Source organism: Allopontixanthobacter sediminis (genome assembly GCF_009828115.1).
In the GTDB taxonomy this organism is placed as follows: Bacteria; Pseudomonadota; Alphaproteobacteria; order Sphingomonadales; family Sphingomonadaceae; genus Allopontixanthobacter; species Allopontixanthobacter sediminis.
Window position 1 is genome coordinate 543,320 of record NZ_WTYL01000001.1, and the last position, 23,545, is coordinate 566,864.

At 61.6% G+C, this 23,545-nt stretch carries 28 protein-coding genes and 1 tRNA gene; 20 read left to right on the forward strand and 9 right to left on the reverse strand.

Features of this window, described 5'->3' with window-relative positions:
* Positions 1-139: 139 nt before the first annotated feature.
* Genes GRI65_RS02830 through aroA form a run of 3 tightly spaced genes read right to left on the reverse strand, consistent with a single transcriptional unit; the run spans position 140 to position 2,435 of the window.
* Positions 140-808: a (d)CMP kinase gene (locus GRI65_RS02830; protein WP_160754999.1), complete on the reverse strand. Its 669-nt coding sequence runs from the start codon at positions 806-808 to the stop codon at positions 140-142.
* Positions 805-1,092, reverse strand: coding sequence for a CBU_0592 family membrane protein (locus GRI65_RS02835; RefSeq protein ID WP_160755000.1), 288 nt, complete (start codon positions 1,090-1,092; stop codon positions 805-807). Before GRI65_RS02835 ends, GRI65_RS02830 begins: the two co-directional genes overlap by 4 nt.
* Positions 1,089-2,435 carry a 3-phosphoshikimate 1-carboxyvinyltransferase gene (gene aroA / locus GRI65_RS02840; RefSeq protein ID WP_160755001.1) on the reverse strand — a complete coding sequence of 449 codons (1,347 nt, stop codon included), beginning with the start codon at positions 2,433-2,435 and terminating at the stop codon, positions 1,089-1,091. The genes GRI65_RS02835 and aroA overlap by 4 nt, the downstream gene beginning before the upstream one ends.
* A gap of 184 nt (positions 2,436-2,619) precedes the next feature.
* Here aroA and GRI65_RS02845 point away from each other — a divergent pair, with 184 nt between their 5' ends.
* The 11 genes from GRI65_RS02845 to GRI65_RS02895 all read left to right on the forward strand — a co-directional run bounded on the left by GRI65_RS02845 (position 2,620) and on the right by GRI65_RS02895 (position 11,615).
* The gene (locus GRI65_RS02845; RefSeq protein ID WP_160755002.1) at positions 2,620-2,949 is read left to right on the forward strand and encodes an FYDLN acid domain-containing protein; all 330 of its coding nucleotides are present in this window, start codon (positions 2,620-2,622) and stop codon (positions 2,947-2,949) included.
* A gap of 100 nt (positions 2,950-3,049) precedes the next feature.
* A tRNA-Ala gene (locus GRI65_RS02850) sits at positions 3,050-3,125 on the forward strand.
* A 254-nt stretch (positions 3,126-3,379) separates the two neighbouring features.
* Complete coding sequence (gene ffh, locus GRI65_RS02855; protein WP_160755003.1) at positions 3,380-4,837, forward strand: signal recognition particle protein; 1,458 nt, start codon at positions 3,380-3,382, stop codon at positions 4,835-4,837.
* Between the two features lie 33 nt (positions 4,838-4,870).
* Positions 4,871-5,458, forward strand: a complete 588-nt coding sequence (rpsP, locus tag GRI65_RS02860) for a 30S ribosomal protein S16 (RefSeq protein WP_160755004.1) — start codon at positions 4,871-4,873, stop codon at positions 5,456-5,458.
* Positions 5,459-5,463: 5 nt separating this feature from the next.
* Positions 5,464-5,970, forward strand: a complete 507-nt coding sequence (rimM, locus tag GRI65_RS02865) for a ribosome maturation factor RimM (protein WP_160755005.1) — start codon at positions 5,464-5,466, stop codon at positions 5,968-5,970.
* A 9-nt stretch (positions 5,971-5,979) separates the two neighbouring features.
* A complete protein-coding gene (locus GRI65_RS02870) occupies positions 5,980-6,327 on the forward strand; it encodes a hypothetical protein (protein WP_160755006.1) in 348 nt (115 codons plus the stop codon).
* On the forward strand, positions 6,324-7,070 hold the full coding sequence (gene trmD / locus GRI65_RS02875) for a tRNA (guanosine(37)-N1)-methyltransferase TrmD (protein WP_160755007.1): 747 nt from the start codon (positions 6,324-6,326) through the stop codon (positions 7,068-7,070). The genes GRI65_RS02870 and trmD overlap by 4 nt, the downstream gene beginning before the upstream one ends.
* Positions 7,067-7,435 carry a 50S ribosomal protein L19 gene (gene rplS / locus GRI65_RS02880; protein WP_160755008.1) on the forward strand — a complete coding sequence of 123 codons (369 nt, stop codon included), beginning with the start codon at positions 7,067-7,069 and terminating at the stop codon, positions 7,433-7,435. The genes trmD and rplS overlap by 4 nt, the downstream gene beginning before the upstream one ends.
* A gap of 150 nt (positions 7,436-7,585) precedes the next feature.
* Positions 7,586-9,877 (forward strand): S9 family peptidase, encoded by a 2,292-nt coding sequence (locus GRI65_RS02885; protein ID WP_160755009.1) that lies wholly within the window; start codon positions 7,586-7,588, stop codon positions 9,875-9,877.
* A gap of 103 nt (positions 9,878-9,980) precedes the next feature.
* Complete coding sequence (locus GRI65_RS02890) at positions 9,981-11,006, forward strand: aspartate-semialdehyde dehydrogenase (protein ID WP_160755010.1); 1,026 nt, start codon at positions 9,981-9,983, stop codon at positions 11,004-11,006.
* A 27-nt stretch (positions 11,007-11,033) separates the two neighbouring features.
* Positions 11,034-11,615 (forward strand): aspartate-semialdehyde dehydrogenase, encoded by a 582-nt coding sequence (locus tag GRI65_RS02895; RefSeq protein ID WP_160755011.1) that lies wholly within the window; start codon positions 11,034-11,036, stop codon positions 11,613-11,615.
* A gap of 25 nt (positions 11,616-11,640) precedes the next feature.
* On the opposite strand, the gene GRI65_RS02900 is transcribed toward GRI65_RS02895, so the two are convergent.
* Positions 11,641-12,138: a hypothetical protein gene (locus tag GRI65_RS02900; RefSeq protein ID WP_160755012.1), complete on the reverse strand. Its 498-nt coding sequence runs from the start codon at positions 12,136-12,138 to the stop codon at positions 11,641-11,643.
* 135 nt (positions 12,139-12,273) lie between these two features.
* Here GRI65_RS02900 and GRI65_RS02905 point away from each other — a divergent pair, with 135 nt between their 5' ends.
* The 5 genes from GRI65_RS02905 (at position 12,274) to GRI65_RS02925 (ending at position 15,451) form a co-directional block, all read left to right on the forward strand.
* Positions 12,274-12,921, forward strand: coding sequence for a 2-hydroxychromene-2-carboxylate isomerase (locus GRI65_RS02905; RefSeq protein WP_160755013.1), 648 nt, complete (start codon positions 12,274-12,276; stop codon positions 12,919-12,921).
* Positions 12,918-13,676: an alpha/beta fold hydrolase gene (locus GRI65_RS02910; protein ID WP_160755014.1), complete on the forward strand. Its 759-nt coding sequence runs from the start codon at positions 12,918-12,920 to the stop codon at positions 13,674-13,676. Before GRI65_RS02905 ends, GRI65_RS02910 begins: the two co-directional genes overlap by 4 nt.
* Before the next feature lie 51 nt (positions 13,677-13,727).
* Positions 13,728-14,186 (forward strand): ATP-dependent zinc protease family protein, encoded by a 459-nt coding sequence (locus GRI65_RS02915; RefSeq protein ID WP_160755015.1) that lies wholly within the window; start codon positions 13,728-13,730, stop codon positions 14,184-14,186.
* Positions 14,183-15,088, forward strand: coding sequence for a 30S ribosomal protein S6--L-glutamate ligase (gene rimK, locus GRI65_RS02920; RefSeq protein ID WP_160755016.1), 906 nt, complete (start codon positions 14,183-14,185; stop codon positions 15,086-15,088). The genes GRI65_RS02915 and rimK overlap by 4 nt, the downstream gene beginning before the upstream one ends.
* 129 nt (positions 15,089-15,217) lie before the next feature.
* Complete coding sequence (locus GRI65_RS02925) at positions 15,218-15,451, forward strand: hypothetical protein (RefSeq protein WP_160755017.1); 234 nt, start codon at positions 15,218-15,220, stop codon at positions 15,449-15,451.
* 27 nt (positions 15,452-15,478) lie between these two features.
* Here GRI65_RS02925 and GRI65_RS02930 read toward each other — a convergent pair whose 3' ends face one another.
* The 4 genes from GRI65_RS02930 to rpsF form a co-directional block, all read right to left on the reverse strand.
* Positions 15,479-16,918, reverse strand: coding sequence for an AMP nucleosidase (locus GRI65_RS02930; RefSeq protein WP_160755577.1), 1,440 nt, complete (start codon positions 16,916-16,918; stop codon positions 15,479-15,481).
* Positions 16,919-17,010: 92 nt separating this feature from the next.
* Positions 17,011-17,637, reverse strand: coding sequence for a 50S ribosomal protein L9 (gene rplI, locus GRI65_RS02935; RefSeq protein ID WP_160755018.1), 627 nt, complete (start codon positions 17,635-17,637; stop codon positions 17,011-17,013).
* Between the two features lie 12 nt (positions 17,638-17,649).
* Entirely contained in the window at positions 17,650-17,874 is a 225-nt protein-coding gene (gene rpsR, locus GRI65_RS02940) for a 30S ribosomal protein S18 (protein WP_160755019.1), read from the reverse strand.
* On the reverse strand, positions 17,874-18,239 hold the full coding sequence (gene rpsF, locus GRI65_RS02945) for a 30S ribosomal protein S6 (RefSeq protein WP_160755020.1): 366 nt from the start codon (positions 18,237-18,239) through the stop codon (positions 17,874-17,876). Before rpsF ends, rpsR begins: the two co-directional genes overlap by 1 nt.
* Positions 18,240-18,438: 199 nt before the next feature.
* Here rpsF and GRI65_RS02950 point away from each other — a divergent pair, with 199 nt between their 5' ends.
* Entirely contained in the window at positions 18,439-19,395 is a 957-nt protein-coding gene (locus GRI65_RS02950; RefSeq protein WP_160755021.1) for a DUF808 domain-containing protein, read from the forward strand.
* A gap of 6 nt (positions 19,396-19,401) precedes the next feature.
* Here GRI65_RS02950 and GRI65_RS02955 read toward each other — a convergent pair whose 3' ends face one another.
* On the reverse strand, positions 19,402-20,829 hold the full coding sequence (locus GRI65_RS02955; protein ID WP_160755022.1) for a glutamate ligase domain-containing protein: 1,428 nt from the start codon (positions 20,827-20,829) through the stop codon (positions 19,402-19,404).
* Positions 20,830-20,908: 79 nt separating this feature from the next.
* Here GRI65_RS02955 and GRI65_RS02960 point away from each other — a divergent pair, with 79 nt between their 5' ends.
* The 3 genes from GRI65_RS02960 to fabG are packed head-to-tail and all read left to right on the forward strand — an operon-like array spanning position 20,909 to position 23,461.
* Positions 20,909-21,745 carry an LD-carboxypeptidase gene (locus tag GRI65_RS02960; RefSeq protein WP_160755023.1) on the forward strand — a complete coding sequence of 279 codons (837 nt, stop codon included), beginning with the start codon at positions 20,909-20,911 and terminating at the stop codon, positions 21,743-21,745.
* Between the two features lie 25 nt (positions 21,746-21,770).
* The gene (fabD, locus tag GRI65_RS02965) at positions 21,771-22,706 is read left to right on the forward strand and encodes an ACP S-malonyltransferase (protein ID WP_160755024.1); all 936 of its coding nucleotides are present in this window, start codon (positions 21,771-21,773) and stop codon (positions 22,704-22,706) included.
* A gap of 2 nt (positions 22,707-22,708) precedes the next feature.
* A complete protein-coding gene (gene fabG, locus GRI65_RS02970) occupies positions 22,709-23,461 on the forward strand; it encodes a 3-oxoacyl-[acyl-carrier-protein] reductase (protein WP_160755025.1) in 753 nt (250 codons plus the stop codon).
* The last annotated feature ends 84 nt before the right edge of the window (positions 23,462-23,545 follow it).

Consider the following 23,545-nt stretch of genomic DNA (forward strand, 5'->3'; position numbering starts at 1 on the left):
GCGGTCAAAGGCGTGAAAACCGGTATCGGAGCGCGGAGCGCCCTTGGATAATACCGGCAATGCTAGAAAGCTTGCCTTCGACCGGAAACAAGTCCGCCGAACGGACGCGCGCTTAAGCGAAATACGCCGTAATGGCAAGCTAATTGGGCTGGGGCGTATCCGGATCGCGGGGAGACGAAGCGTTTGCCGCCGCCAGCACTTCCTCCACTACGGCGATAACTGCGGCGATTGCTTCGTCCCGGCCAAGCGCGGACGTGTCGATCAGATAGGCGTTCGGGGCCGGTATCAGGGGGGCTGCGGCGCGCGAGCTGTCGCGCTCGTCGCGGCGGCGCAGGTTGGCGGCGATATCTTCCAAGGTGGCGCTGCCCCCCCGGTCCTGCATTTCCCGAAACCGCCGTTCGGCCCGCGCTGCGACCGAAGCGGTCACGAACAGCTTCACCTCGGCCTCTGGCGCGATGACAGTGCCGATATCGCGCCCGTCCAGCACCGCGCCGCCCGGCTGCGTGGCAAAGCTGCGCTGGCGTTCGTACAGTGCCTGCCGGACGTCCGGATGGATGGAGACGCGGCTGGCGAGGCCCCCAATGTGTTCGGACCGCAATTCCGGATCGGAGAGCAGGGCATCGGGGAAATCGCATCCGGCCAGCGCATCCGCCGCATTGTCAGGGTCGCCGCCGATCAGCGAAACCTGTCGGCCAACCGCGCGGTACAGCAATCCGGTATCGAGATGCGGCAAGCCATAATGCGCTGCTAGCGCCTTGGCGATGGTCCCCTTGCCGGATGCTGTCGGGCCGTCCACCGCAATGATCATGCAGCACCGTTTCCTTGGCCGGGTGCCTTCCTGCGTGCGAGGAATGCCCGCCCTAGCCCGAACAGGGCGATCCCCATCCAAACGATTTCCAGCACCATCGTCGGTAGGTTGAAATTGACCGTCAGGGAGATCGTGAGCAGCGCCGCTCCGATGAAGTTCGCGAGGTTGAACAGCACCATGTTCATGTCTTTCACGACATTGCTGTAGGCATAGGCGGCGACGATGCAGAAACTACCTGCAAAGCCGATCAGGTCGGCAGCAAAGGGAGTGAGGTAATCGGTCATGAAGCCCTTTCGGAGAGCATTGTTTCAAACGTCGGGAAGCTGGTCGCGATCGGCCGCGTGTCATCCACTTCAACCCCGTCTCTGGAGACGAGGCCGGCAATCGCCATGCTCATGGCAATACGGTGGTCGAGATGGGTGGTAATCGGACCGCCGCCGGCCAGCAGTTCGCCGCCCGTGCCATCGATCAGCAAGCCGTCTTCGGTTTCGGTGACCCTCGCACCAATGGCTTGGAGCGCCGTTGCCATTGCGGTCAGGCGGTCGCTTTCCTTGACCCGCAATTCCTCGAGGCCGCTGGTAGTAGTCCGGCCGCTTGCCACCGATGCAGCTACGAACAGCACGGGAAATTCGTCGATCATGCTGGGGGCGAGGGCGGGGTCCACCTCGATCCCGGTCAGCGCTGAATGTCGCACCCGCAGGTCGGCAACCGGTTCGCCGCCGACCTCGCGCTGGTTCAGCGGCTCGATATTGCCGCCCATCGCGCGCAGCACGGTAACAATGCCGGCGCGGGTCGGATTGAGGCCGACATTCTCGATGATCAGGTCGCTGCCCGGTACGGTCAACGCGGCGACAATAAAAAACGCGGCTGAGGAAGGATCGCCCGGGACTTCGATGTCCCGTGCAGTCAATTCCGCTTCGCCGCGGATGCGGATGGTTCGTACGCCGTCCGCTTCCTCCACCGAGAGATCGGCGCCGAAGCCCTTCAGCATCCGTTCCGAATGGTCGCGGGTCGGCACAGGCTCGATGACCGTAGTGATGCCGGGCGTGTTCAGGCCCGCGAGCAGTACCGCGCTCTTGACCTGCGCGCTAGCAACCGGAAGGCGGTAGGTAATCGGGACCGCGGGAAGGGAGCCGCGGACCATCAGGGGCAGGGTGCCGCCGCCGATCTCGGGACGACTGGCGGTGATCTCTGCGCCCATTTCTGAGAGGGGTTCGATGACCCGGCCCATCGGGCGGCCGGACAGGCTGGCGTCCCCGATGAAGGTGGCGGTAATCCCGTGGCTGGCGATCAACCCCATCAGCAGCCGTGTGGACGTGCCACTGTTCCCCATGTCGAGCGCCTGCACCGGCTGCAGGAGCCCGCCGACGCCGACGCCGCGGACGCTCCACACTCCGTCTTCCGATCGCTCGATGATCGCGCCCATCGCCCGCATTGCGGCGGCGGTGGCCAGGACGTCTTCGCCTTCGAGCAGCCCGCGAATGGTGGTTTTGCCCACGGCGAGCGCACCCAGCATCAGCGTGCGATGGCTGATCGACTTGTCACCCGGCACGCGGATCGTGCCGCGCAGCGGGCCCGCGCCAGCGAATTTGCGGGGTGTCGGCCAGGATGTGGGGGTTTCAGACAAGCGATGTCAGTCCTATATGGATGCGGGTACCGGGCGCGGCGGCTTTTGACAGTGCCATCACCCTATGGCAAGGCGCGCCCGCTCTTGATTCTGCGTCGATGCTCATGCACGGGCGGTTTCCATCAAGCTTTTTGAAGAATTTTTCTCCCCGGTCCCTCGGTCGGGCGACAGTTAAGGAAATACAATGGTCAAGCCAGAATGGGGCACCAAGCGTTCTTGCCCGAAATGCGGCACCCGCTTCTACGATCTCGGCAAGGAAGAGCCAGCCACCTGCATCGAATGCGGTGAAGAATGGTATCCGGAACCGGTCCTGAAGTCGAAGCAGCCGATTCCGTTTGAGGACGAAAAGAAGAAGGACAAGGAAGCGGATAGCGACCTTGCCGATGATGATGATGAAGATCTGGAAGACATCGACGACGGCGAAGATTCGCCGGATAACGATGTCGATCTCGGCGGCGACGACGACCTTGGCGTAAGCAAGGGCAAGGGCGACGACGAAGGTCCGGAAATTTAAGACCGGCTAGCCAAATCGGTTCTTGCAAAATCGGGGGGCAATCCATAAAGGGCTGCCTCCCGGCCAATTTGGCAGGGAAAATTGGTACGATATTGGTTACGGGGCCTTAGCTCAGCTGGGAGAGCGCCTGCATGGCATGCAGGAGGTCAGCGGTTCGATCCCGCTAGGCTCCACCATTTCACCGTCTTTTGTTCCGGGACGGGCTGCAAATCGCGCTTTGCTGCGCTTCCGGTGCTCACGGGCTTAATGCCCGCTCCGCTCCGGTTCCCGCAAAGCACGATTTTCGCTTCCGACCTGAAACAAAATCCGGCAAAATGGCCGAGAATTGAAAAAGCCGGTCCCTACGGACCGCACGCTGGCCAACGAGGTTTCGTTCGCCGGCGTTTTTGGCATTTAGCGCTGCACGGGCTGCGGCGGAGGAGTGAGGACTATGTTTGACAGTCTATCCGACCGCCTTGGCGGAGTGTTCGACAAGCTGCGCGGGCGCGGCGCGCTGTCGGAACAGGATGTCCGCGATGCGATGCGCGAAGTGCGTGTGGCGCTGCTGGAGGCCGACGTCGCGCTGCCGGTGGTCCGCCGCTTTGTCGACCGAGTAACCGAGAAGGCGATCGGCGCCGAAGTCCTGAAATCGGTCACCCCCGGCCAGCAGGTCGTCAAGATCGTCAACGACGAATTGATCGAAACGCTTGGCGGGGAAGTGCACGAGGGCCTTAACCTCGAGGCGAAGCCGCCGGTGGTGATCATGATGGTCGGCCTGCAGGGATCGGGCAAGACCACCACAACTGCCAAGCTCGCGAAATACATCCGTGAAAAGCACGGCAAGAAGGCGTTGATGGCGTCGCTCGACGTCAATCGCCCCGCCGCGCAGGAACAACTGGCGGTGCTCGGCACGCAGATCGACGTTGCGACGCTGCCGATTGTGGCGGGCCAGCAGCCGGTCGACATCGCGCGGCGGGCGCTCGAATCGGCGCGGCTCCAGAATTCCGACGTGCTGCTGCTCGACACCGCGGGCCGCCTGCATGTCGATGAAGCACTGATGGCCGAAATGAAGGCCGTGGCCGGTATTGCGACGCCCACCGAAGTGCTGCTGGTGGTCGATGCGCTGACCGGGCAGGACGCGGTAAACGTCGCGCAGAATTTCTCGAGCGAAGTCAGCCTGACCGGTGTCATCCTCACCCGGATGGACGGCGATGCACGCGGCGGCGCGGCGCTGTCCATGCGCCATGTCACCGGCAAGCCGATCAAGTTTGCCGGTACGGGTGAGAAGCTCGACGCGCTCGAGCCGTTCCAGCCCAGCCGGATTGCCAACCGTATCCTGGGCATGGGCGACGTCGTCAGCCTGGTGGAACGCGCTGCGGCCTCCATCAAGGCCGAAGACGCCGAGGAGCAGGCGCGGCGCATGTCGAAAGGCCTGTTCGACCTGAACGATTTGCGCACGCAATTGCGCCAGATGCAGTCGATGGGCGGTCTCGGCATGCTCGCCGGGATGATGCCCGGCATGAAGAAGGCCAAGGCCGCGATGGCGCAGAGCGGCATGGACGACAAGGTGCTGGTCCATATGGATGCAGTGATCGGGTCGATGACGCCGAAGGAACGCGCCAACCCCGCCTTGCTGAATGCCAAGCGCAAGAAGCGCGTTGCGGCGGGCGCCGGGATGCAGGTGCAGGACGTCAATCGCCTGCTGAAGATGCATCAGGAAATGTCCAAGGCGATGAAGCAGATCAAGAAGATGGGCGGGCTCAAGGGCCTCGGCGCCATGTTCGGTAAGGGCGGTATGGGTGCGGCTATGCCCGGGCTTGGCGGTCCGGGCGGCGGCGGCATGGGTGGCCCCGGCGGCGGCATGGGTGACCTTCCGCCTGATCTTCAGAAATTACTTAACAAGAAATAATATCAGATACTTATACTCGAAAGGTAAAATACAATGGCAATTGCACTCCGTCTTTCCCGCGGTGGCTCCAAGAAGCGTCCTTACTACCGGATCGTGGCGGCTGACCAACGCGCGCCGCGCGACGGCAAATATCTCGAGCAGATCGGCACCTACAACCCCCTGCTCGCAAAGGACGACGAAAAGCGCGTTACGCTGAACGAGGATCGCGCGCGCTATTGGCTGAGCGTCGGCGGCCAGCCAAGCGACCGGGTTGCCCGTTTCCTCGATGCCGCCGGTGTCCGTGAACGCGCTGCACGCGTCAACCCGAACAAGGGCAAGCCAGGCGAAAAGGCGACCGAACGCGCTGAAGAAAAGGCTGAAAAGGCTGCTGCAGCTGACGAAGCTGCGAAGACCGCTGAAGAAGAAGCAAAGGCTGCTCCTGCCGAGGAAGCTGCTGTAGAAGAAGCTCCGGCTGAAGAAGCTCCGGCTGAAGAAGCTACGCCTGAAGCGCCTGCGGAAGAAGCGGCCGCTGAAGAAGCCCCGGCCGAAGAAGTTAAGGCTGAGGAAACCCCTGCCGAAGAAACCAAGACCGAAGAAGCACCCGCTGAAGACGCTGCTTCCGAAGAAAAGACCGAGGGCTGATCCCTTTGTCACAGGACAAGCCCGTCACGCTGGCAGCCATTATCGGCGCGCATGGCGTGACGGGCGAAGTCCGACTCAAGCTGTTTGGCGAAGGCTGGGCCGAATTGAAGCGCTACAAGAGCTTCAACGACGGTGCTTTCACGCTCCAGAAAATCCGCGACGACAACAAGGGCGGCGCGGTCGCCCGCTTCGCCGAATGCACCGACCGGAACACGGCGGAAAAGCTGCGCGGGACCGCGCTCACCATCACGCGCGCCGATTTCCCGGAACTGGCCGAGGGCGAGTATTATCATGCCGATTTGCTGGGCCTTCTGGCCACTTCCGAAACCGGCGAGGCGCTGGGCACCGTGGTCCAGGTACTGAATTTCGGTGCCGGGGACGTCATCGAAGTCGAACGTCCGCCTGTTGACGGCAAAAACGGTAAACGCTTCATGGTTCCGATGAACAAGGAAGCCGTGCTCGAATGGAGCACCGCGGGCATGGTGATCGACTCTGCTTTTGTGATTGATTAGGCGCGTCGAATGATGATTTTCGGCATCCTGTTCATTGCTGCGATCACGGCGCTGTTTGCGCTCGCCTTCGCCTTCATTCTTGCCTTTGCACGCCCCACGGTGCGGTGGAAACGACGCGTGGCGATCTCTGCGTTGGGCGCAGGGTTCATTCCGACAATGCCTGCATTTTTTGTCATCGCCAGTGCGCGCAACGGTCTGGAAACGGATATGTCCGGTGAAGCGGTGATAGCGCTTTCGGCAATTTTCGTCTTAGCCCTGTTTCTTGCTGCGGTGATCGGGTTTCCCGTGGCTTACGCCTACACCCGCCGCAGCGAAGCAAGGCGCAATCCGCCCATCGATCCGGATGTGTTCGGATGACTTTCGCGGCCACTATCCTGACCCTTTATCCCGAGATGTTTCCCGGTCCGCTGGGCATTTCGCTGGCAGGCCGCGCCCTGGAGGAAAACCGGTGGTCGCTCGCCACCGTGCAGATCCGCGATTTCGCGGCTGACAAGCACCGCACAGTCGACGATACGCCCGCTGGCGGCGGGGCGGGGATGGTGCTGAAAGCGGACGTGCTGGCGAGCGCGATCGACCATGCGCGGGCTGCGCAACCGGACGCTCCGGTGCTGGCGATGACGCCGCGCGGAAAGCCGATTTCGCAGGCGCGCATTCGCGAGCTTGCGGCGGGTCCGGGGGTCACGATCCTGTGCGGCCGGTTCGAAGGTTTCGACGAACGAATATTCGAGGGCCGGGATGTCGAGGAAGTCTCGGTCGGTGACCTTGTGCTGTCGGGCGGCGAACCCGCTGCGCTGATGTTACTCGATGCTTGCATTCGGCTGCTTCCCGGCGTAATGGGCGCGGCTTCGAGTGGTACCGAAGAAAGCTTTGAACAAGGCCTTCTCGAATATCCTCACTATACCCGGCCCCAGGAATGGGAAGGGCGCACGATCCCCGAAGTGTTGCGATCGGGGGATCATGCGAAGATCGCTGCATGGCGCAAGGCCATGTCGGAAGATCACACACGGTTACGCAGGCCGGACCTTTGGGAACGTCATTGTGGCGTTCGGGACCGCTCTGCCTCTGGCGCGCGACGAGAAAATGAGGACCAGGGTCAGTGAACCTTATCCAGCAGATCGAAGCCGAGGAAATTTCCAAGGTCACGAAAGAAATACCGGCTTTCCGTGCGGGCGACACCGTCCGCGTCGGCGTGAAGGTCGTCGAAGGTGCGCGTGAGCGTATCCAGATGTTCGAAGGTGTCTGCATCGCCCGCAGCAACCGCGGCATGGGCAGCAACTTCACCGTTCGCAAGATGAGCTTCGGCGAAGGCGTGGAACGCGTGTTCCCGCTGTATGCGCCGATCGTGGACAGCATCACCGTGGTTCGCCGCGGTATCGTGCGCCGCGCGAAGCTCTATTACCTGCGCGGCCGTACCGGCAAGCGTGCACGTATCGCCGAACGCCGGGATAACGCGCCGAAAGCGTAAGCATCGGCGGATCAAGTTACAGAAGGGCGGTTCCTGCGGGAGCCGCCCTTTTTGCATTGGCGGCCAGCATTCGCCATTGCGGGTGCGGGCGAAGCAATCCAGTGTCTGCCCGCCGAATGCTCCGATGATTGAAAAGGGACGATCCTTGACATGCGCCTACCCCTGTTTGCCGCCGCCGCCTCACTTGTCCTCGCTGTGCCGGCAATTGCGCAGGACAGCGACGTGAGCGGGCAGAGCGGCCTGACGTTCGAGCAGGTGTTCGCCAGCCCGAGCCTCAACGGCCCCGTGCCGCGCGGCGTCAAGCTATCGCCCGACGGGCGGTACCTGACCGTGCTTCGCAACCGCGAAACCGACAAGGACCGCTACGATCTGTGGGGGTATGACCGGAATACCGGCACTTGGTCGATGCTGGTCGACTCGGAGAAATTCGCGTCGGGGCGAGAACTGTCTGAAGACGAAAAAATGCAGCGGGAACGCCAGCGGATCGGCGATCTGACCGGTATTGTCAGCTATGAATGGGCGGCGGACAGCGAGGCCTTGCTCGTTCCGCTCGACGGCGATCTGTATCTGGCGCGGCTGGGCGGCGACATTGTCCGGCTGACCGATACCGAGGAAAGCGAGCTCAACCCATCGCTCAGCAACACCGGTAAACTGGTGTCCTTCATCCGCGACCGGCAATTGTGGGTGGGCGACATCGGTGCGGCTGCGGTCTCGATTACGCCCCGGGAAGGCGAGACCATCCGCTGGGGCGAAGCGGAGTTCGTTGCGCAGGAGGAAATGGGGCGCCTCACCGGATACTGGTGGTCACCCGATGACACCCGCATCGCTGTCCAGCGGACCGACGAAGCGCGCGTCGGGATCGTTACCCGCGCGGCGATCGGCGCGACCGGGACCAAGGTTTTCGACCAGCGCTATCCCGTGGCCGGCAGCGACAATGCGGTGGTGGAACTGTTCGTCATGGATCCGGACGGAGGCAACCGGGTGAAGGTCGATCTGACCGGCATCCAGGACCCGGCCCATTACAACGCCGAAGATCCCACCGATTTCTATCTGGCGCGGGTCGACTGGGCGCCCGACGGCACATTGTATGTGCAGCGCCAGAACCGGGCGCAAACCTGGATGGATGTGCTCCGCGTCGATCCCCAGACCGGTGCGACAGAGATCGCGCTGCAGGAGCAGGATGCGGGCGCCTCGTCCGATCAGGGCTATTGGATCAACCTGTCCGACAATTACAAATTCCAGAAGGACGGAAGTCTGGTCTGGTGGAGCGAACGGGACGGTTTCGGACACCTTTACCGTTATCGTCTCGACCAGAAGGGCGCGCCCTACCAGCAGATGACCCGGGGCGGGTTTGTTGTCACCAAGCTGGTCGGAATCGACCAAGAGAACGGAATTCTTTTCTACACGGCGACGAGCGAGGACAATCCGCTGGAGGAGCATGTCTATTCACTTGGCCTCGACAGTCTTGCAGCCCCCGCACGGCTGACAGAGGCGGGTTTCACCCATTCTGCAACCATGGACAAGAACGGGCAGACCCTGCTGGTCACGCGGTCCAGCCATAACCAGCCGCCGCAGACATATCTTGCCGACCAGAGTGGCAAACGACTTGCGTGGGTCGAGGAAAATGCGCTCGCTACCGATCATCCCTATGCCCCATATCTGACGAGCCATCGTCCGGCTGAGTTCGGCACGATCAAGGCGGCAGACGGGACCACTGACCTGTACTGGAAGATGGTCACGCCCGAAATGGAGCCGGGCAAGCGGTATCCCGTGTTCTACCACCATTACAGCGGCCCCGGCCCGCAGACCGTGACCGCAGGCTGGGACGGCGCGTTGCAGCAGGCGGTGGTCGATGCCGGATACATCTGGTTCGAACTCGACAACCGCGGCAGCGCCAACCGCGGGGTCGCATTCGAACAGCCGATCTACCGGGCGATGGGAGGTGTCGAAGTCGCGGACCAGAAAGTCGGGGCAGAATATTTGAAGTCACTGGGCTTCGTCGATCCGGCAAAGATCGCGCTCTACGGCTGGTCGTATGGCGGGTACATGACGCTGAAGCAGCTGCAGGCCGACCCCGGTCTCTACGCTGCCGGGATTGCTGGTGCGCCGGTGACGCGCTGGGAACTCTACGATACCCATTACACCGAGCGTTACATGGGCGATCCGCGGGAAGTACCCGAAGCCTACGCGGCGGCGAGCGCCATTCCCGATGCGGAGAAGATTACCGATCCGCTGCTGCTGATTCACGGTATGGCGGATGACAATGTTGTGTTCGAAAATTCGTCCGAACTGATCGCGAAGTTGCAGGGGGCGAACCGCCCGTTCGAGATGATGCTCTATCCCGGTTCCACCCACCGGGTGTCGGGCGAAAAGATCAGTCCGCATCTGTGGAACACGATCTTCGGCTTCCTGGAACAGCATGGGATCGTGCCACCTGAATAGGTATTTTTAGCCGCCCCAAGAGGAATTGCATTGCGCGGGGTGGCGCGCGCTATAGTGCGGCGACAGCGCCGTTGCGCGAAATTTGAAGTTTTGGAGTTGCAGCATGGGTTATCGAGTTGTTGTGGTGGGCGCGACAGGCAATGTCGGCCGGGAAATCATGGCTGTCCTGGCAGAGCGGGAATTTCCGATCGAGGAAATCGCCGCGGTCGCCAGCGCTCGCTCGCATAATTCCGAGGTTGAATTCGGCGACACCGGCAAGATGCTGAAATGCAAGAACATCGCGAATTTCGACTGGACCGGATGGGATATCGCGCTGTTTGCCGCCGGTTCCACCGCCACCCGAGAATATGCGCCCAAGGCTGCGGCTGCAGGCTGCGTGGTGATCGACAACAGCTCGCTCTACCGGATGGACCCCGATGTCCCGCTGATCGTGCCGGAGGTGAACCCGGATGCGATCGATGGCTATACCAAGCGCAATATCATCGCCAACCCGAATTGCTCGACTGCGCAGCTAGTGGTGGCGCTCAAGCCGCTGCACGATGCTGCGACGATCAAGCGGGTCGTCGTCAGCACCTATCAATCCGTCTCGGGCGCAGGCAAGGCCGGGATGGACGAATTGTTCGAACAAAGCCGCGCGATCTTCGTGGGCGACAAGCCGGAACCGCGCGCCTTCACCAAGCAGATCGCCTTCAACGTGATCCCGCATATCGACGTTTTCCTGGATGATGGTTCGACCAAGGAAGAATGGAAGATGGTGGTCGAAACCAAAAAGATCCTCGACCCCAAGATCAAGCTGACCGCCACCTGTGTGCGGGTGCCGGTGTTTGTCGGCCATTCCGAAGCCGTCCATATCGAATTCGAGAACGAGCTGACCGCCGAGCAGGCGCAGGATATCCTGCGTGAGGCTCCCGGCGTCATGCTGATCGATAAGCGTGAGGACGAAGGCTATATCACGCCCGTGGAAGCCGTCGGCGACAGCGCTACCTATATCAGCCGGGTACGCGACGACCCGACGGTCGAACACGGAATCGCGCTGTGGTGTGTCTCCGACAACCTCCGTAAGGGCGCGGCGCTGAACGCTGTGCAAATAGCTGAATTGCTGGGACGCAGGCACCTCAAGAAGGGCTGAAGTCCGAATCGAAAAGGGACATAAAGCATGTTTGTTCGCTTGATCGGACTTGGAGCGTTCGCTGCTTTGGCGGCCTGCTCGCCCGCAGATGACGGGACTGTCCCGGCCGCTGCAGAATCCGCAGGCGGCAGCGCGAAACCGGCCGCTGTTGCGCCCGGTTTGGTACGACTTGGCGGCGACAGTTTGAATGTGACCGGACCGTCGGGGACCACGCTCGCCTTTGGTTCGCCGCGCGAAACGGTCGAGCAGGAAATGGCCCGTGTGCTGGGGCCGGCAACGGACCGGTCAAGCCTCGCGGAATGCGGCGCGGGACCGATGGAGTTCACTTCCTACGTCAGCGGGTTGACGCTGAATTTCCAGGAAGAGCGGCTGGTTGGCTGGACCTTGCGCAGGGAGGAAGCTGACGGTCCCGTGCGTACAGACAAGGATATAGGGATCGGCTCTAGCGAAGCAGATCTCGCGGCAGTGTACGAAGTTGGTTCGGTCGATGGCAGCACTTTGGGGGACGAGTTCACGTCCGCGAGCGGTGTCGGCGGCTTCCTGTCAGGTAGCGGAGCAGACAAGGTGGTGGAAAGCCTTCACGCCGGTACAACCTGCTTTTTCCGCTAAATCCGGTCAGGCCGGATTTGCTCAGTTACGTGGTGGCACACCGTTTCAACGAAACATTTTCATTGCCGGTCTGCAACTGAAGCGCCTGCATTTCGGACATCGCCATCGTGTAGTTGCGGTTCGCGACCTTCGCATCTTCGGAAGTGCAATTTTCACCGCTGATCCGCACGTCCTTGCCCGATCCCTCGATCTCTCCGATCTGGCAAGTCGTGTCGCCGTAACGAATGGTATCTTGTTGCAGTTCGAGCGTAGCTGTATCTCCGCCGCATTGCGCATCACGCCCGTAGGCGCCGAGGAAATAGGTCGCGTAGCGGGTGCGCGCATCGAGAGAGATGTCATCCGCCGGCGAGCTTCCCGCCGCTTCGCCATCAAGCGGTTCCATGCCTTCGAGCGAACGCTCGACCAGGGCGGGATCGTCATTCTCGGCAGGTAGAACCGCTTCTGTGCCGTCAACAGGTTCGGTCGAAGAATTATCACACCCGGCCAAGGCGGTTGCGGCGAGCAAGGCGAGTAAGGTACGCATGGTTTTCATCCTCCGGTCAGGGTGAGGGTTAAGTCGTGCAGGTGGTCTGAAACGCACAATCGCCGCTTTTGTTTCGCGCACGGGGTCGATGCAGGCTAAGCGCCGGCCGGACATATCGAGTTGGAGAGGACCAGAATGACCCTGACCGCCGAGCTGTATTTCAGCTTCCGTTCGCCGTATTCCTACCTCGCGATCGGTCGATACCGCGCGCTGACTGAGATGTTCGACGTCGATATCGCCTTGCGGTCCGTATATCCCCTGGCCATCCGGCAGCCTGATTTTTTCGAGCGCAACCATCCTAACTGGCTGGGCTACACCTTCCGCGATATGGTCCGTGTTGCGCAGTTTCATGGTATCCCTTTCGCCGCGCCAAAACCCGATCCGATTGTTCAGGACCTGGTGACCCGCAAGATCGCGGACGATCAGCCGCACATCTTTCGTCTCACGCGGATGGGCCAAGCGGCGGCGCGGCGAGGGGAAGGGCTAGCCTTCGCCGATGAGGTATCCCGGCTGATATGGGGCGGAACGCCGGGCTGGAACGAAGGCGAGCATCTGGCAGCCGCCGCAACGCGGGCCGGACTTGATCTGGAGGAGCTGGCAAGCGAGGCGGACAGTGACGTTGCGGCGCTCGACGAGGAATTGGCCGCGAACCAGCAGGCGCTGGAGGATGCGGGACATTGGGGGGTTCCCACGCTGGTTTTCGGCGGCGAACCCTTTTTCGGCCAGGACCGGATCGAGATGGTGCTGTGGCGGATGAACGAACAAGGACTGACAGAACGATGAGCGATTTGACGACCGAACACGTCCCCTCCTTCGACGGCGCAAAACTTGCGGTCCACCGGATGGGAGAACGGGCAGGGCGGTCCGTACTGCTGCTCCACGGACTGTTTTCCAGTGCGGAAATGAACTGGATCCGGTTTGGTCACGCTCAAAAGCTGGTTGATGCGGGCTTCGAAGTGATCATGCCGGATCTCCGGGCGCATGGTGAAAGCGACAAACCGCATGACAGCGCGGCCTATCCGCCCGATGTGCTGGCGAAGGATGTTGCCGCGCTCGTGGATGCGTTGGAACTCGCGGATTTCGATCTCGTGGGCTTTTCGCTTGGTTCGCGGACCGCTGTCCGCGCAGTGATAACCGGCGTGACACCGCGCCGGCTGGTCCTTTCGGGCATGGGGTTGGAAGGGCTGGCCGGATGGTCGCGAAGGGCGGATTTCTTCATCGATGCGATCGATCGGTTCGACGAGGTCAAGCGCGGGGATCCGGCATTCATGGCGGTCAGCTTCATGAAAACCATGAACGTGGACCGCGAGGCCGCCCGCCTGCTACTTCAATCGGTTTCCGACACTACACCGGAAGATTTGGCTGTGATCACGATGCCGGCGCTGGTGGTGTGCGGTGACAAGGATCAGGACAACGGCTCCGCGCCAAGTCTTGCCGAGGCCTTGCCCGACGCAATTTATGCGGAAATTCCCGGTACTCACATGAGTTCGGTTACCGAGGGCGCGCTGGGTGATGCGCTGGTCGGGTTTCTCGACTAGCCCGACATTGATGCCTGACAGTCCGGTTTGGCGGTGCTAGATCGCAGCCCGATGAGTTCCCACCCCCTCTCCAAAGACATCTGCGGTTGGCGCGAGATCGTGTCGCTGCCCGAACTGGGAGTGCTGCACCTGCGCGCCAAGGTGGATACCGGCGCGCGCACGTCCTCGCTCCACGCGACCGGGATCGAACTGTTCGAACGCGGCGGTGAGGAATGGGCGCGGTTCACGATCGACGCCCTTGAGGATCACCACCAGGTGGTGGAGGCTCCGCGCGTGGCCCACCGGATCATCACCAGTTCCAATGGCGAACGGCAGGAACGGCTGATCATCAAGACTGAGCTGGCGATGGGGAACCACCGGTTCCGCGCCGAGTTCAGTCTAGCGGACCGGTCGGACATGAAGTTTCCCATGCTGATCGGTCGGACCTCCCTGCGCAAACGTTTCCTGGTCGATTCGGCCAAATCCTTCCTCTTGCCTGACCCGCTCCGTTCACAGGACCCGATTACATGAAAATCGCCATGCTTGCCCGGAACCCCAGGCTTTATTCGCACAAGCGCCTGGTCGAGGCTGCGGAGTTGCGCGGCCATTCGATGGACATTCTCAACACGCTGCGCTGCACGGTGAACATCGCGAGCCATCGGCCGACGGTGGCTTACAATGGCGAAACGCTGTCCGGTTACGACGCAGTGATCCCGCGCATCGGGGCGTCGATCACCCCCTATGGCCTTGCGGTGCTTCGTCAGTTCGAAATGGGCGGGGTCTGGCCGCTTAACGAAAGCGTCGCGATCGGGCGCAGCCGGGACAAATTGCGATCGATGCAGATCCTCGCCAAGCACGGGCTCGGCCTGCCGCTGACGGCCTTCGCGCATGATCCCAAGCAATCGGCGGAAGTGATCAAGGCGGTCGGCGGCGCGCCGGTGGTGATCAAGCTGCTCGAAGGCACGCAGGGTATCGGCGTCGTGCTGGCCGAAACCGAAAAGAGCGCCATCTCGGTTATCGAGGCGTTTCGCGGGGCCAATGTGAACATCCTGGTGCAGGAATTTATCAAGGAAGCCGGCGGGGCGGACATCCGCTGCCTGGTAGTTGGCGGCAAGGTCGTAGCGTCGATGAAGCGGCAGGGTGCGGAAGGTGATTTCCGCTCCAACCTCCACCGCGGCGGCACGGCGGCGTTGATCAAGATCACCCCCGAGGAACGCTCCACCGCGGTGCGCGCGGCCAAGCACATGGGCCTCAATGTCTGCGGGGTCGACTTGCTACGCAGCAATCACGGACCGGTGATCATGGAAGTCAATTCCTCGCCCGGGCTGGAAGGCATCGAAGCCGCCACCGGCAAGGATATCGCCGGCCAGATCATCGAATTCATCGAAGCGAATGCGAAGGCAGGCAAGACGAAGACGAAGGGCAAGGGGTGAAGTGAGCGTCGGGTAGCGACACCAAAGCTGAAGAAGCTAGGATTTTTAAGGATAACAGATTCGATCCACGCTTGACCAGAATTCCGGCTAACTGTATTGCTTGCACAATACAGTTAGGTAGGCTTTCGCATGGTTCTTAAGATACCAAAAGAGCAGATAAGGATCGAACTGAAGCGCATGGTCGATCAAGCTCGCGATACACTGCATATGGACATGGAGAGAGCAGACGCTGAAATTCGCTCGGCTGTTTCGTTAGATGTTCCGGAAAGTTGTTTGGTAACATGGAACAATAAGCTGGCAGATAAGAAGGTAGAAGCTGACGCAGCTTTCGCCCAGTTCCATCAGTTCATTGACGAAGCTTGAAGTACGCTTTCCACGACGAAGCAGGCCCTACCTAAATGGCGGCTCGTTAAACGCCCGTAACTTCCGGGAATGGAGCCTTGGTCCCTCCGCCCTCAGCAGGCGGCAGGCGGTTACGCCTATCTTGAGATGTGCGCCGATGGCTTCTTCGTAGAACTGGTTGGCCTGTCCCGGCAGCTTGATTTCGCCGTGGAGCGGTTTGTCGCTGACGCATAGCAGCGTGCCGTAGGGGACGCGGAAGCGGTATCCTTGCGCGGCGATGGTGGCGCTTTCCATGTCGATTCCGACCGCCCGGCTGAGGCTGAGGCGGCGCGCCGAGTGAGTGTAGCGCAGTTCCCAATTGCGGTCGTCGGTGGTGACGACCGTTCCGGTGCGCATCCGCTTTTTTAGGTCGGCCCCGTGGGTACCGCTGACTTCCTGCGCCGCAGCGGCCAACGCCTGCTGTACTTCGGCAATCGCGGGCAGGGGAATTTCTGGCGGCAGGACATGGTCGAGCACGTGGTCGTCCCGCAGATAGGCGTGGGCGAGGACGTAATCTCCGATCTTCTGGCTGGGCCGCAATCCGCCGCAATGGCCGATCATCAGCCACGCTTCGGGGCGCAGGACGGCGAGATGGTCGGTAATGGTCTTGGCGTTGGATGGGCCCACGCCAATGTTGACCAGGGTAATCCCGGCGCGTCCTTCGCCGATCAGGTGATAGGCCGGCATCTGATGCCGCCGCCATGCGGTGTCGGACAAATGATTGCGCGCATTTTCCAGCGGCGATTCCAGCAGCATTCCGCCGGCACCAGCCAGCGCGGTGTAGCCGTTCTTGCCCACTTGTTCGCCCGCCCAGTCAACGAATTCATCGACATAGCGGTGATAGTTGGTGAACAGGATGAAGCGCTGGAAATGTTCGGTGCTGGTGCCGGTGTAATGCGCCAGCCTCGCGAGGCTGAAGTCGGTCCGCAACCCGTCGAACAGCGACAGCGGGATCGGCCCGCTGATGTCGTCGATTTCGATCCCGTCGGCCAACTCGTCACCGATGTCGGCAAGTTCGGTTGCGGGGAAATGGCGGGCGATTTCCTGCGGGCTGATCCCGGCAAGTTCAGCCCCGGCAGCACCGTCCAGCACATAGGGGAAAGGGATTTCCTGCCGCGAGGCGCGCACTTCGAGACTGATGTCGTAATCGCTGCCGATCAGTTCGAGCTGCTCGGTCAGGTAATCCGCGAACATCCGGGGCCGGGTGACGGTGGTGGCATAGGTGCCCGGTGCGTTCAGTCGGCCGAACGCGCGGCTGCGGTCTTCCGGCTGCTCCCCGCCGGTAAACCGCATCACCAGTTCGGGGTAAGCGTAACTGCCATCCTTGCGCCGTTCGGGAGGGGGCAAGGTGCCTTCGCGTCCGAAAGCGATCACATCGGCACGGAGGCGGTCAACGGCGGCAGTATAGAGCGTGTCCAGCTCGTCGATAATAGTTTCGATTGATTCCATCGACGGCAGATAGCGCGCGATTGACTGCATTACAAAGAAAAGGGCGCTGCTTTTTCAAGCAGCGCCCTCCGATATTCAAAGTTTCAGGAAGCTCAGGCTTCGGTTTCTTCTTCGTCTTCGGCGTCATCGCCGCCATCGAGCATGTCGGCGGGAATTTCGCCGGGCTCGAGCGTCGGGTCGACCGCTTCGGTGAAGCCGCCGGTGCCTTCGGCCTGGTCTTCATCGAACATCGACTTCATGACATCGACGCCCTGGCGCTGCAGTTCGGCTTCGTCATCCGAACGCGCTACGTTGGCCTTCACCATCACGTCGACTTCGGCGTGGAGGCGAACGCGAACTTCGAATACGCCCAGCGTCTTGATCGGATTTTCAAGAATGACCATCTTCTTGGTCACTTCGTGGCCCTGTGCAGCCAGTCCTTCGACGATGTCGCGAACGGTTACCGAGCCATACAGCTGACCCGAGTTCGAAGAAGCGCGGATCAGCACCACTTCGGCACCGGCAACCTTCTCGCCCGTCTTCTCGGCTTCGCCGCGAAGCACTTCGTTTTCTTTTTCCAGACGTTCGCGGTTGGCTTCGAAAACGGCCTTGTTCGCCGAATTGGCGCGCAGGGCTTTTTTGTTGGGCAACAGGTAGTTGCGCGCATAACCGTCCTTGACGGTTACGACGTCACCAATGGTGCCGAGTTTCTCGATGCGTTCGAGCAGAATGATATCCATGGCGCTCGCTCCTTACTTGACGAGGTAGGGCAGCAGGCCGATTTGGCGTGCGCGCTTGATCGCCTTGGCCAGCTCGCGCTGCTTCTTGGCGGACACTGCGGTAATGCGGCTGGGCACGATCTTGCCACGCTCGGACATGAAGCCCTGCAGCAGACGCACATCTTTGTAATCGATGGCGGGGGCACCCTTGCCCGAGAACGGGCAGCTTTTGCGGCGGCGGAAAAACGGACGGGCCATCAGTAACGCTCCTCACGCTCGGTACGCTTCTTGCGGTCACGGTCCTGCTTGCGCATCATGACCGAGGGACCTTCTTCATGCTCGTCCACACGGACGGTCATGTAGCGAATGATATCTTCGTTGATCCGCGTCTGGCGTTCGAGCTCGGCAACGACGGCGCCGGGGCCTCCGATGTTGAGCAGGACGAAATGCGCCTTGCGGTTACGGTCGATCTTGTAAGCGAGGTTCTTGAGGCCCCAGGTTTCCGTCTTGGTAACCTTGCCTTCGTTCGCTTCGACGATTTCGGTGGCAGTTGCCGCCAGCGCGTCGACTTGAGCCTGGCTCAAATCCTGACGCGCGAGAAAGACATGCTCGTACAGAGCCATCTTTGCTTCCTTCACATTGTAATGCCGATCGCTGGCTGATCCGCGGGATTGCGGGGCCCCTCCGACTTTCTTCGTTCTCACTCCCATGCGGGAGCGAAGGCGGGCACATAGCGGCTTCACCGCGGAATGCAAGCACGGATCAGGCTTGCCACATACGCGGCAGGACTTCAAAGGCAGGGCGATAGTTAGAGGAGTTGCCGTGCCAGGTGGTTTAGTCGCGTTGCTCGACGATATTTCAGTCATCGCCAGAGTTGCGGCCGCTTCGGTCGATGATATCGGTGTCGCCGCGGGCCGCGCGGGCAGCAAGGCTGCCGGTGTGGTTATCGACGATGCTGCGGTCACCCCGTCTTATGTCACGGGCCTGACACCGGACCGGGAATTGCCGATCATCTGGGCGATCACCAAGGGTAGCCTCAAGAACAAGTTGCTGATCCTGTTGCCGGGCGCCTTGCTGCTTAGTTGGCTGTTACCGTCGGCGATCACTTTCCTGTTGCTGCTGGGCGGGGCCTATCTGTGCTATGAAGGCGCGGAGAAGGTGGTCGAGAAGTTGGGGGGGGCGAAGCATGGCAAGACGCTGGAAGACCCGATCGAGGATCCGGCCAAGTTCGAAAAAGAGCGGATCGGGGGTGCAATCCGTACCGACCTGATTCTTTCCGCCGAGATCATGGCAATTTCCTTGAACGAGATCGGGACGATTTCCGACAGCTTCTGGATTCGCGCCGCCGCGCTGGCGCTCGTCGGGATCGCCATCACCGTGATAGTCTATGGCGCGGTGGCGATGATCGTGAAGATGGACGATGTGGGCCTCCATCTGGCGGAACGCGAATCGCAAACTGCCCAGCGGACCGGCCGGTTCCTGCTGCTCGCGATGCCGAAACTGCTGGTCACACTGTCGGTGGTGGGGACGCTGGCGATGCTGTGGGTCGGCGGCGGTATCTTTGTGCACTCGCTGCATGAACTGGGCTGGGACCTGCTGTATGATCTCGGCCACGGCTTCCAGCATTTCATCGAATCGATAACCGGTGCACTGTCCGGGTTACTGGGGTGGCTGGGCTATGCGGTGTTCTCGGCGGTGTTCGGGTTACTGCTGGGCGGTGTGATCGTATTCGTGCTGCACAAGGTACTGAAGATCGGCCACGAGGCTGGCGCCCACTAAGGCGGGTTACGCGATACGATTGAGGATTCCGCGGGCGAATTCCGTCAGCGTGTCGTCGCGTGCGCCCATGACCACGATCCGGTCGCCGGGACGGGCAATCTCCGCGATCCGACTGGCGCAGTCTTCGCGCGTCGGGAGGTGTTCCGCAGTGCCTCCTGCGTCCGTTATCAACTGGATAACCCGCTCGCTGCCCTGGCTACGGTCAACCGTGCCGCCGAAATATACGGGGTCACACATAAAAGTGACATCATCCGGTCCGAGTTCGCGGGCGAAGGTTTCCGCCAGTTCCGCGCCCATCTGCCGCAAGGGGCCGTAGCCATGCGGCTGGAAGAACGCGATCACGCGGCCCGGATGCTGCTTCATCGTGCGCAGGGTTGCCGCGCATTTCTCCGGATTATGGCCGAAATCGTCGATCACGGTAATCCCCGACGCGCTGGTGCCGAGGATATCGAACCGCCGCGCAAGTCCGGCAAACCCCGCCAGCGCCGCAACCGCCTGGCCCACGGGAACACCTGCGGCAACTGCGCCGGCAATGGCGGCAACCGCGTTGGAAAGATTGTGCCTGCCGGGCAGGGCGAGGGTCAGCGGATAGGTCTTCCCGTCATGCCGGTCGATAATCAGCGCCGCCTGCCGCACCGGGCTGTCGGCGATGCTGCCCGGAACCACGCCGATCTGGGCAAGTTCCTGCTCGACGCCGAAGGTCAGCGCCGATTTTGCGTACGGTAAAAGCGCAAGCGCCTCGGAATTGTCGGCGTTGATTACGGCGACACGGCTGGCCGCGAGGAAGTCGCCGAACAGGCTGCGCAACTCATCCATGCTCTTGTGGTCGAGACTTACGTTGAGCAGCACCGCGACGGCCGGCCGGTACAGCGCGATCGAGCCATCGCTTTCGTCGACTTCGCTGACGAACGCGTCCCCGTTTCCGACCACGGCACTGGCGAACGGCGCCTCCTCCGACACGAAGTTCTTCATCACCGCGCCGTTCATGATCGTCGGTTCACGGCCAACTGCGTGCAAAATCCATCCGAGCATTCCGGTGACTGTCGATTTGCCGCTGGTCCCCCCGATCGCGATGCCGGTCCGTGCGCTGTTGAACAGGCCGGAAAGCAATTGCGCGCGAGTCATCCGGGTGCAGCCGAGTTCCTTGGCGCGGACCATCTCCGGCACCGTATCCTCGACTGCCGCGGAGGCGATCAGGATCTGCTCCGGGTCGGAGATCCCGCTGCCGTCCTGCGGGAACAGGGCGTACCCCTGCGATTCCAGCCACGCGAATTTCTCCGGTGTCCGACCTTGGTCGAAACTCCGGTCGGACCCCGCCACCACGGCGCCGCGGCCCTTGAGAATCTGCGCCAGCGGCAGCATCCCCGATCCGCCGATTCCGCAGAAAAACCACGGGCGGTTCGCGTGCTGGGTGGGTGCGGGTGCGTCAGTCATGCGGGGAGCGGTATGGTGCTCGTCCGTCCATTACAAGCAGGATTACCGCATTCGCAGGAATGACGTATAGGAACCGGGAATGAGCACGCCAAAAACACGCATCGCCATCTGCGCGCCCGGCAAGAGACTCGAGCAGGAACATGCCGACGCGGTCCTGGAACTGGCCGCGGGCTATGCCTCGATCAAGCTTGAATTCCACCCGCAATGTTTTGCGCGCCACGGGCATTTCGCCGGGACCGATGCCGAACGAACGAGTACTTTGGTCGAATGTGCCAACGATCCCGGGTTCGACGCCGTATGGTTTGCCAACGGCGGTTACGGATCGAACCGGATCGCTGCGGAGGCGGTCTCGCAATTGGGGGCGTCCGCGCGGAGCAAGCGTTATGTTGGCTATTCCGACACAGGTTTCCTCCTCGCAGCCTTGTACAAGGCGGGGATCGGCCGGCCTGCGCATGGCCCGATGGTGGGGGATATCCGGCGGATTGGCGGTGCCGCATCAGTTTGCAGGTCGCTCGATTTTCTGTGCGGCGGCACCGATGGGCTCGAACCCGCGCTGGACGACCGCCCGACCGCCGCCTTCAATCTGATGACGCTGGCAATGCTGTGCGGCACCGACCTGATGCCCGACCTCACCGGCCATGTGGTGATGGTGGAGGAGGTTTCAGAGCACCTTTACGCCATCGACCGGCTGTTTTTCCACATCGCCCTGCATTTGAAGGGAACTGCTGGATTGCGCCTTGGCCGGATCAGCGATGTTCCGGAAAACGATCGCCCGTTCGGTATGGACGAAGTGGAAATTGCCCGTTTCTGGTGCGAAAAAGCGGGGATAGAATATCTCGGCCGCGCCGACATCGGGCATGACGGGGCCAACAAGATCGTTCCCTTCGGACTTGCGGCGGGCGCTCTCGGCCAATAAGCGCGGGGCCCAAAGGAGACCAAGGATGCGAGCGTTTGTTTTTCCCGGCCAGGGCAGCCAGAAAGTCGGCATGGGCGCCGACCTTGCCGCCGCAAGCTCCGCCGCACGCGAAGTTTTCCAGGAAGTCGACGACGCGCTCGGCCAGAAACTGTTCGCCGTCATGTCGAACGGTCCGGACGAGACTTTGCTGCTGACCGAAAACGCCCAGCCCGCGATCATGGCCAACGCCATCGCCGTGCTGCGGGTGATCGAAAAAGAGGGCGGTATCTCACTTGCTGACAAAGGCGACTGCGTTGCCGGCCACAGCCTCGGGGAATACACCGCCTTATGCGCGGTGGGCGCATTCTCGCTGGCGGACACAGCGCGTCTGCTGAAACTTCGCGGACAAGCGATGCAGGCTGCGGTTCCGGTGGGCGAAGGCGCGATGGCAGCCCTGCTGGGTGCCGATATCGACAAGGCGCAGGCTCTGGCCGATGCAGCAGCGGAAGGGCAAATATGCACCGTCGCCAATGATAACGACCCGACGCAAGTGGTCATTTCCGGCCACCGCGAGGCGATCGAGCGCGGAATCGCGCTGGTTAAGGACCACGGGATCAAGCGCGGTATCCTGCTGCCGGTTTCCGCCCCCTTCCACTGCCCGCTGATGCAGCCTGCCGCCGATGCGATGGCGGCAGCGCTGGAAGCAACCCGCCCCCAGGCGCTTCAGCTCCCGCTGTACGCCAATGTGACAGCCGCGGAAGTTTCCGACCCTGCAGAGATCCAGCGGTTGCTGGTGGAACAGGTTACGGGCCGCGTCCGCTGGCGTGAAAGCGTCCTCGCCATGCGCGCTGCCGGGATGGAGAAATTCGTTGAACTCGGCGGCAAGGTCCTCGGCCCGATGATCGGCCGCATCGACCCCGAAGCACAGGTAACCAGCGTCATCACCATGGACGATATCGAAGCGCTGCTGAAGGAGATTTGACTATGTTCGACCTTACCGGAATGACCGCCCTCGTGACCGGTGCCAGTGGCGGGATCGGTTCGGCAATTGCCCGCTCGCTCGCGGCGCAGGGTGCGCGTCTTGCGCTGTCTGGCTCCAACGGCAGCAAGCTGCGGGCATTTCGTGAGGAACTGAACGACGAATATGGTCACGACCATGTCGAAATTACCTGCGATCTTTCCAATACCGACAGTGTCGAGCATCTGGTTCCGGCGACCATCGATACGCTCGGCCAGCTCGATATCCTGGTCAACAACGCCGGGATCACCCGTGATAATCTGGCGATGCGGATGAAGGACGAGGAGTGGAACCAGGTGATGCAGGTCAACCTGGAGGCTGCGTTCCGCCTGATGCGCGCTGCCGCGCGGCCGATGATGAAGACCCGGTTCGGCCGCATCGTCAACATCACCAGCGTCGTCGGCGCGACGGGCAACCCGGGCCAGATGAACTATGCCGCTGCAAAGGCCGGACTGGTCGGCGCGTCGAAGAGCCTGGCGCAGGAACTCGCAACCCGCGGAATTACCGTGAACTGTGTCGCGCCCGGCTTTATCCGTACCGCCATGACCGACCAGCTTCCCGACGCGCAGAAGGATGCGCTGAATGCACGGATCCCGATGGGGCGGATGGGCGAAGGCGAGGATATCGGCAGTGCGGTGACTTACCTTGCGTCACGGGAAGCCGCCTATGTTACCGGCCAAACCCTGCATGTGAATGGCGGCATGGCCATGATGTCGTAACCTTTGGGGTATTTATCCCCAAGGAATCTCGCTTACTCGCGGCGCAGCCTTGCCGCGTTAGATGCGAACGCTAAGGTTATTTGA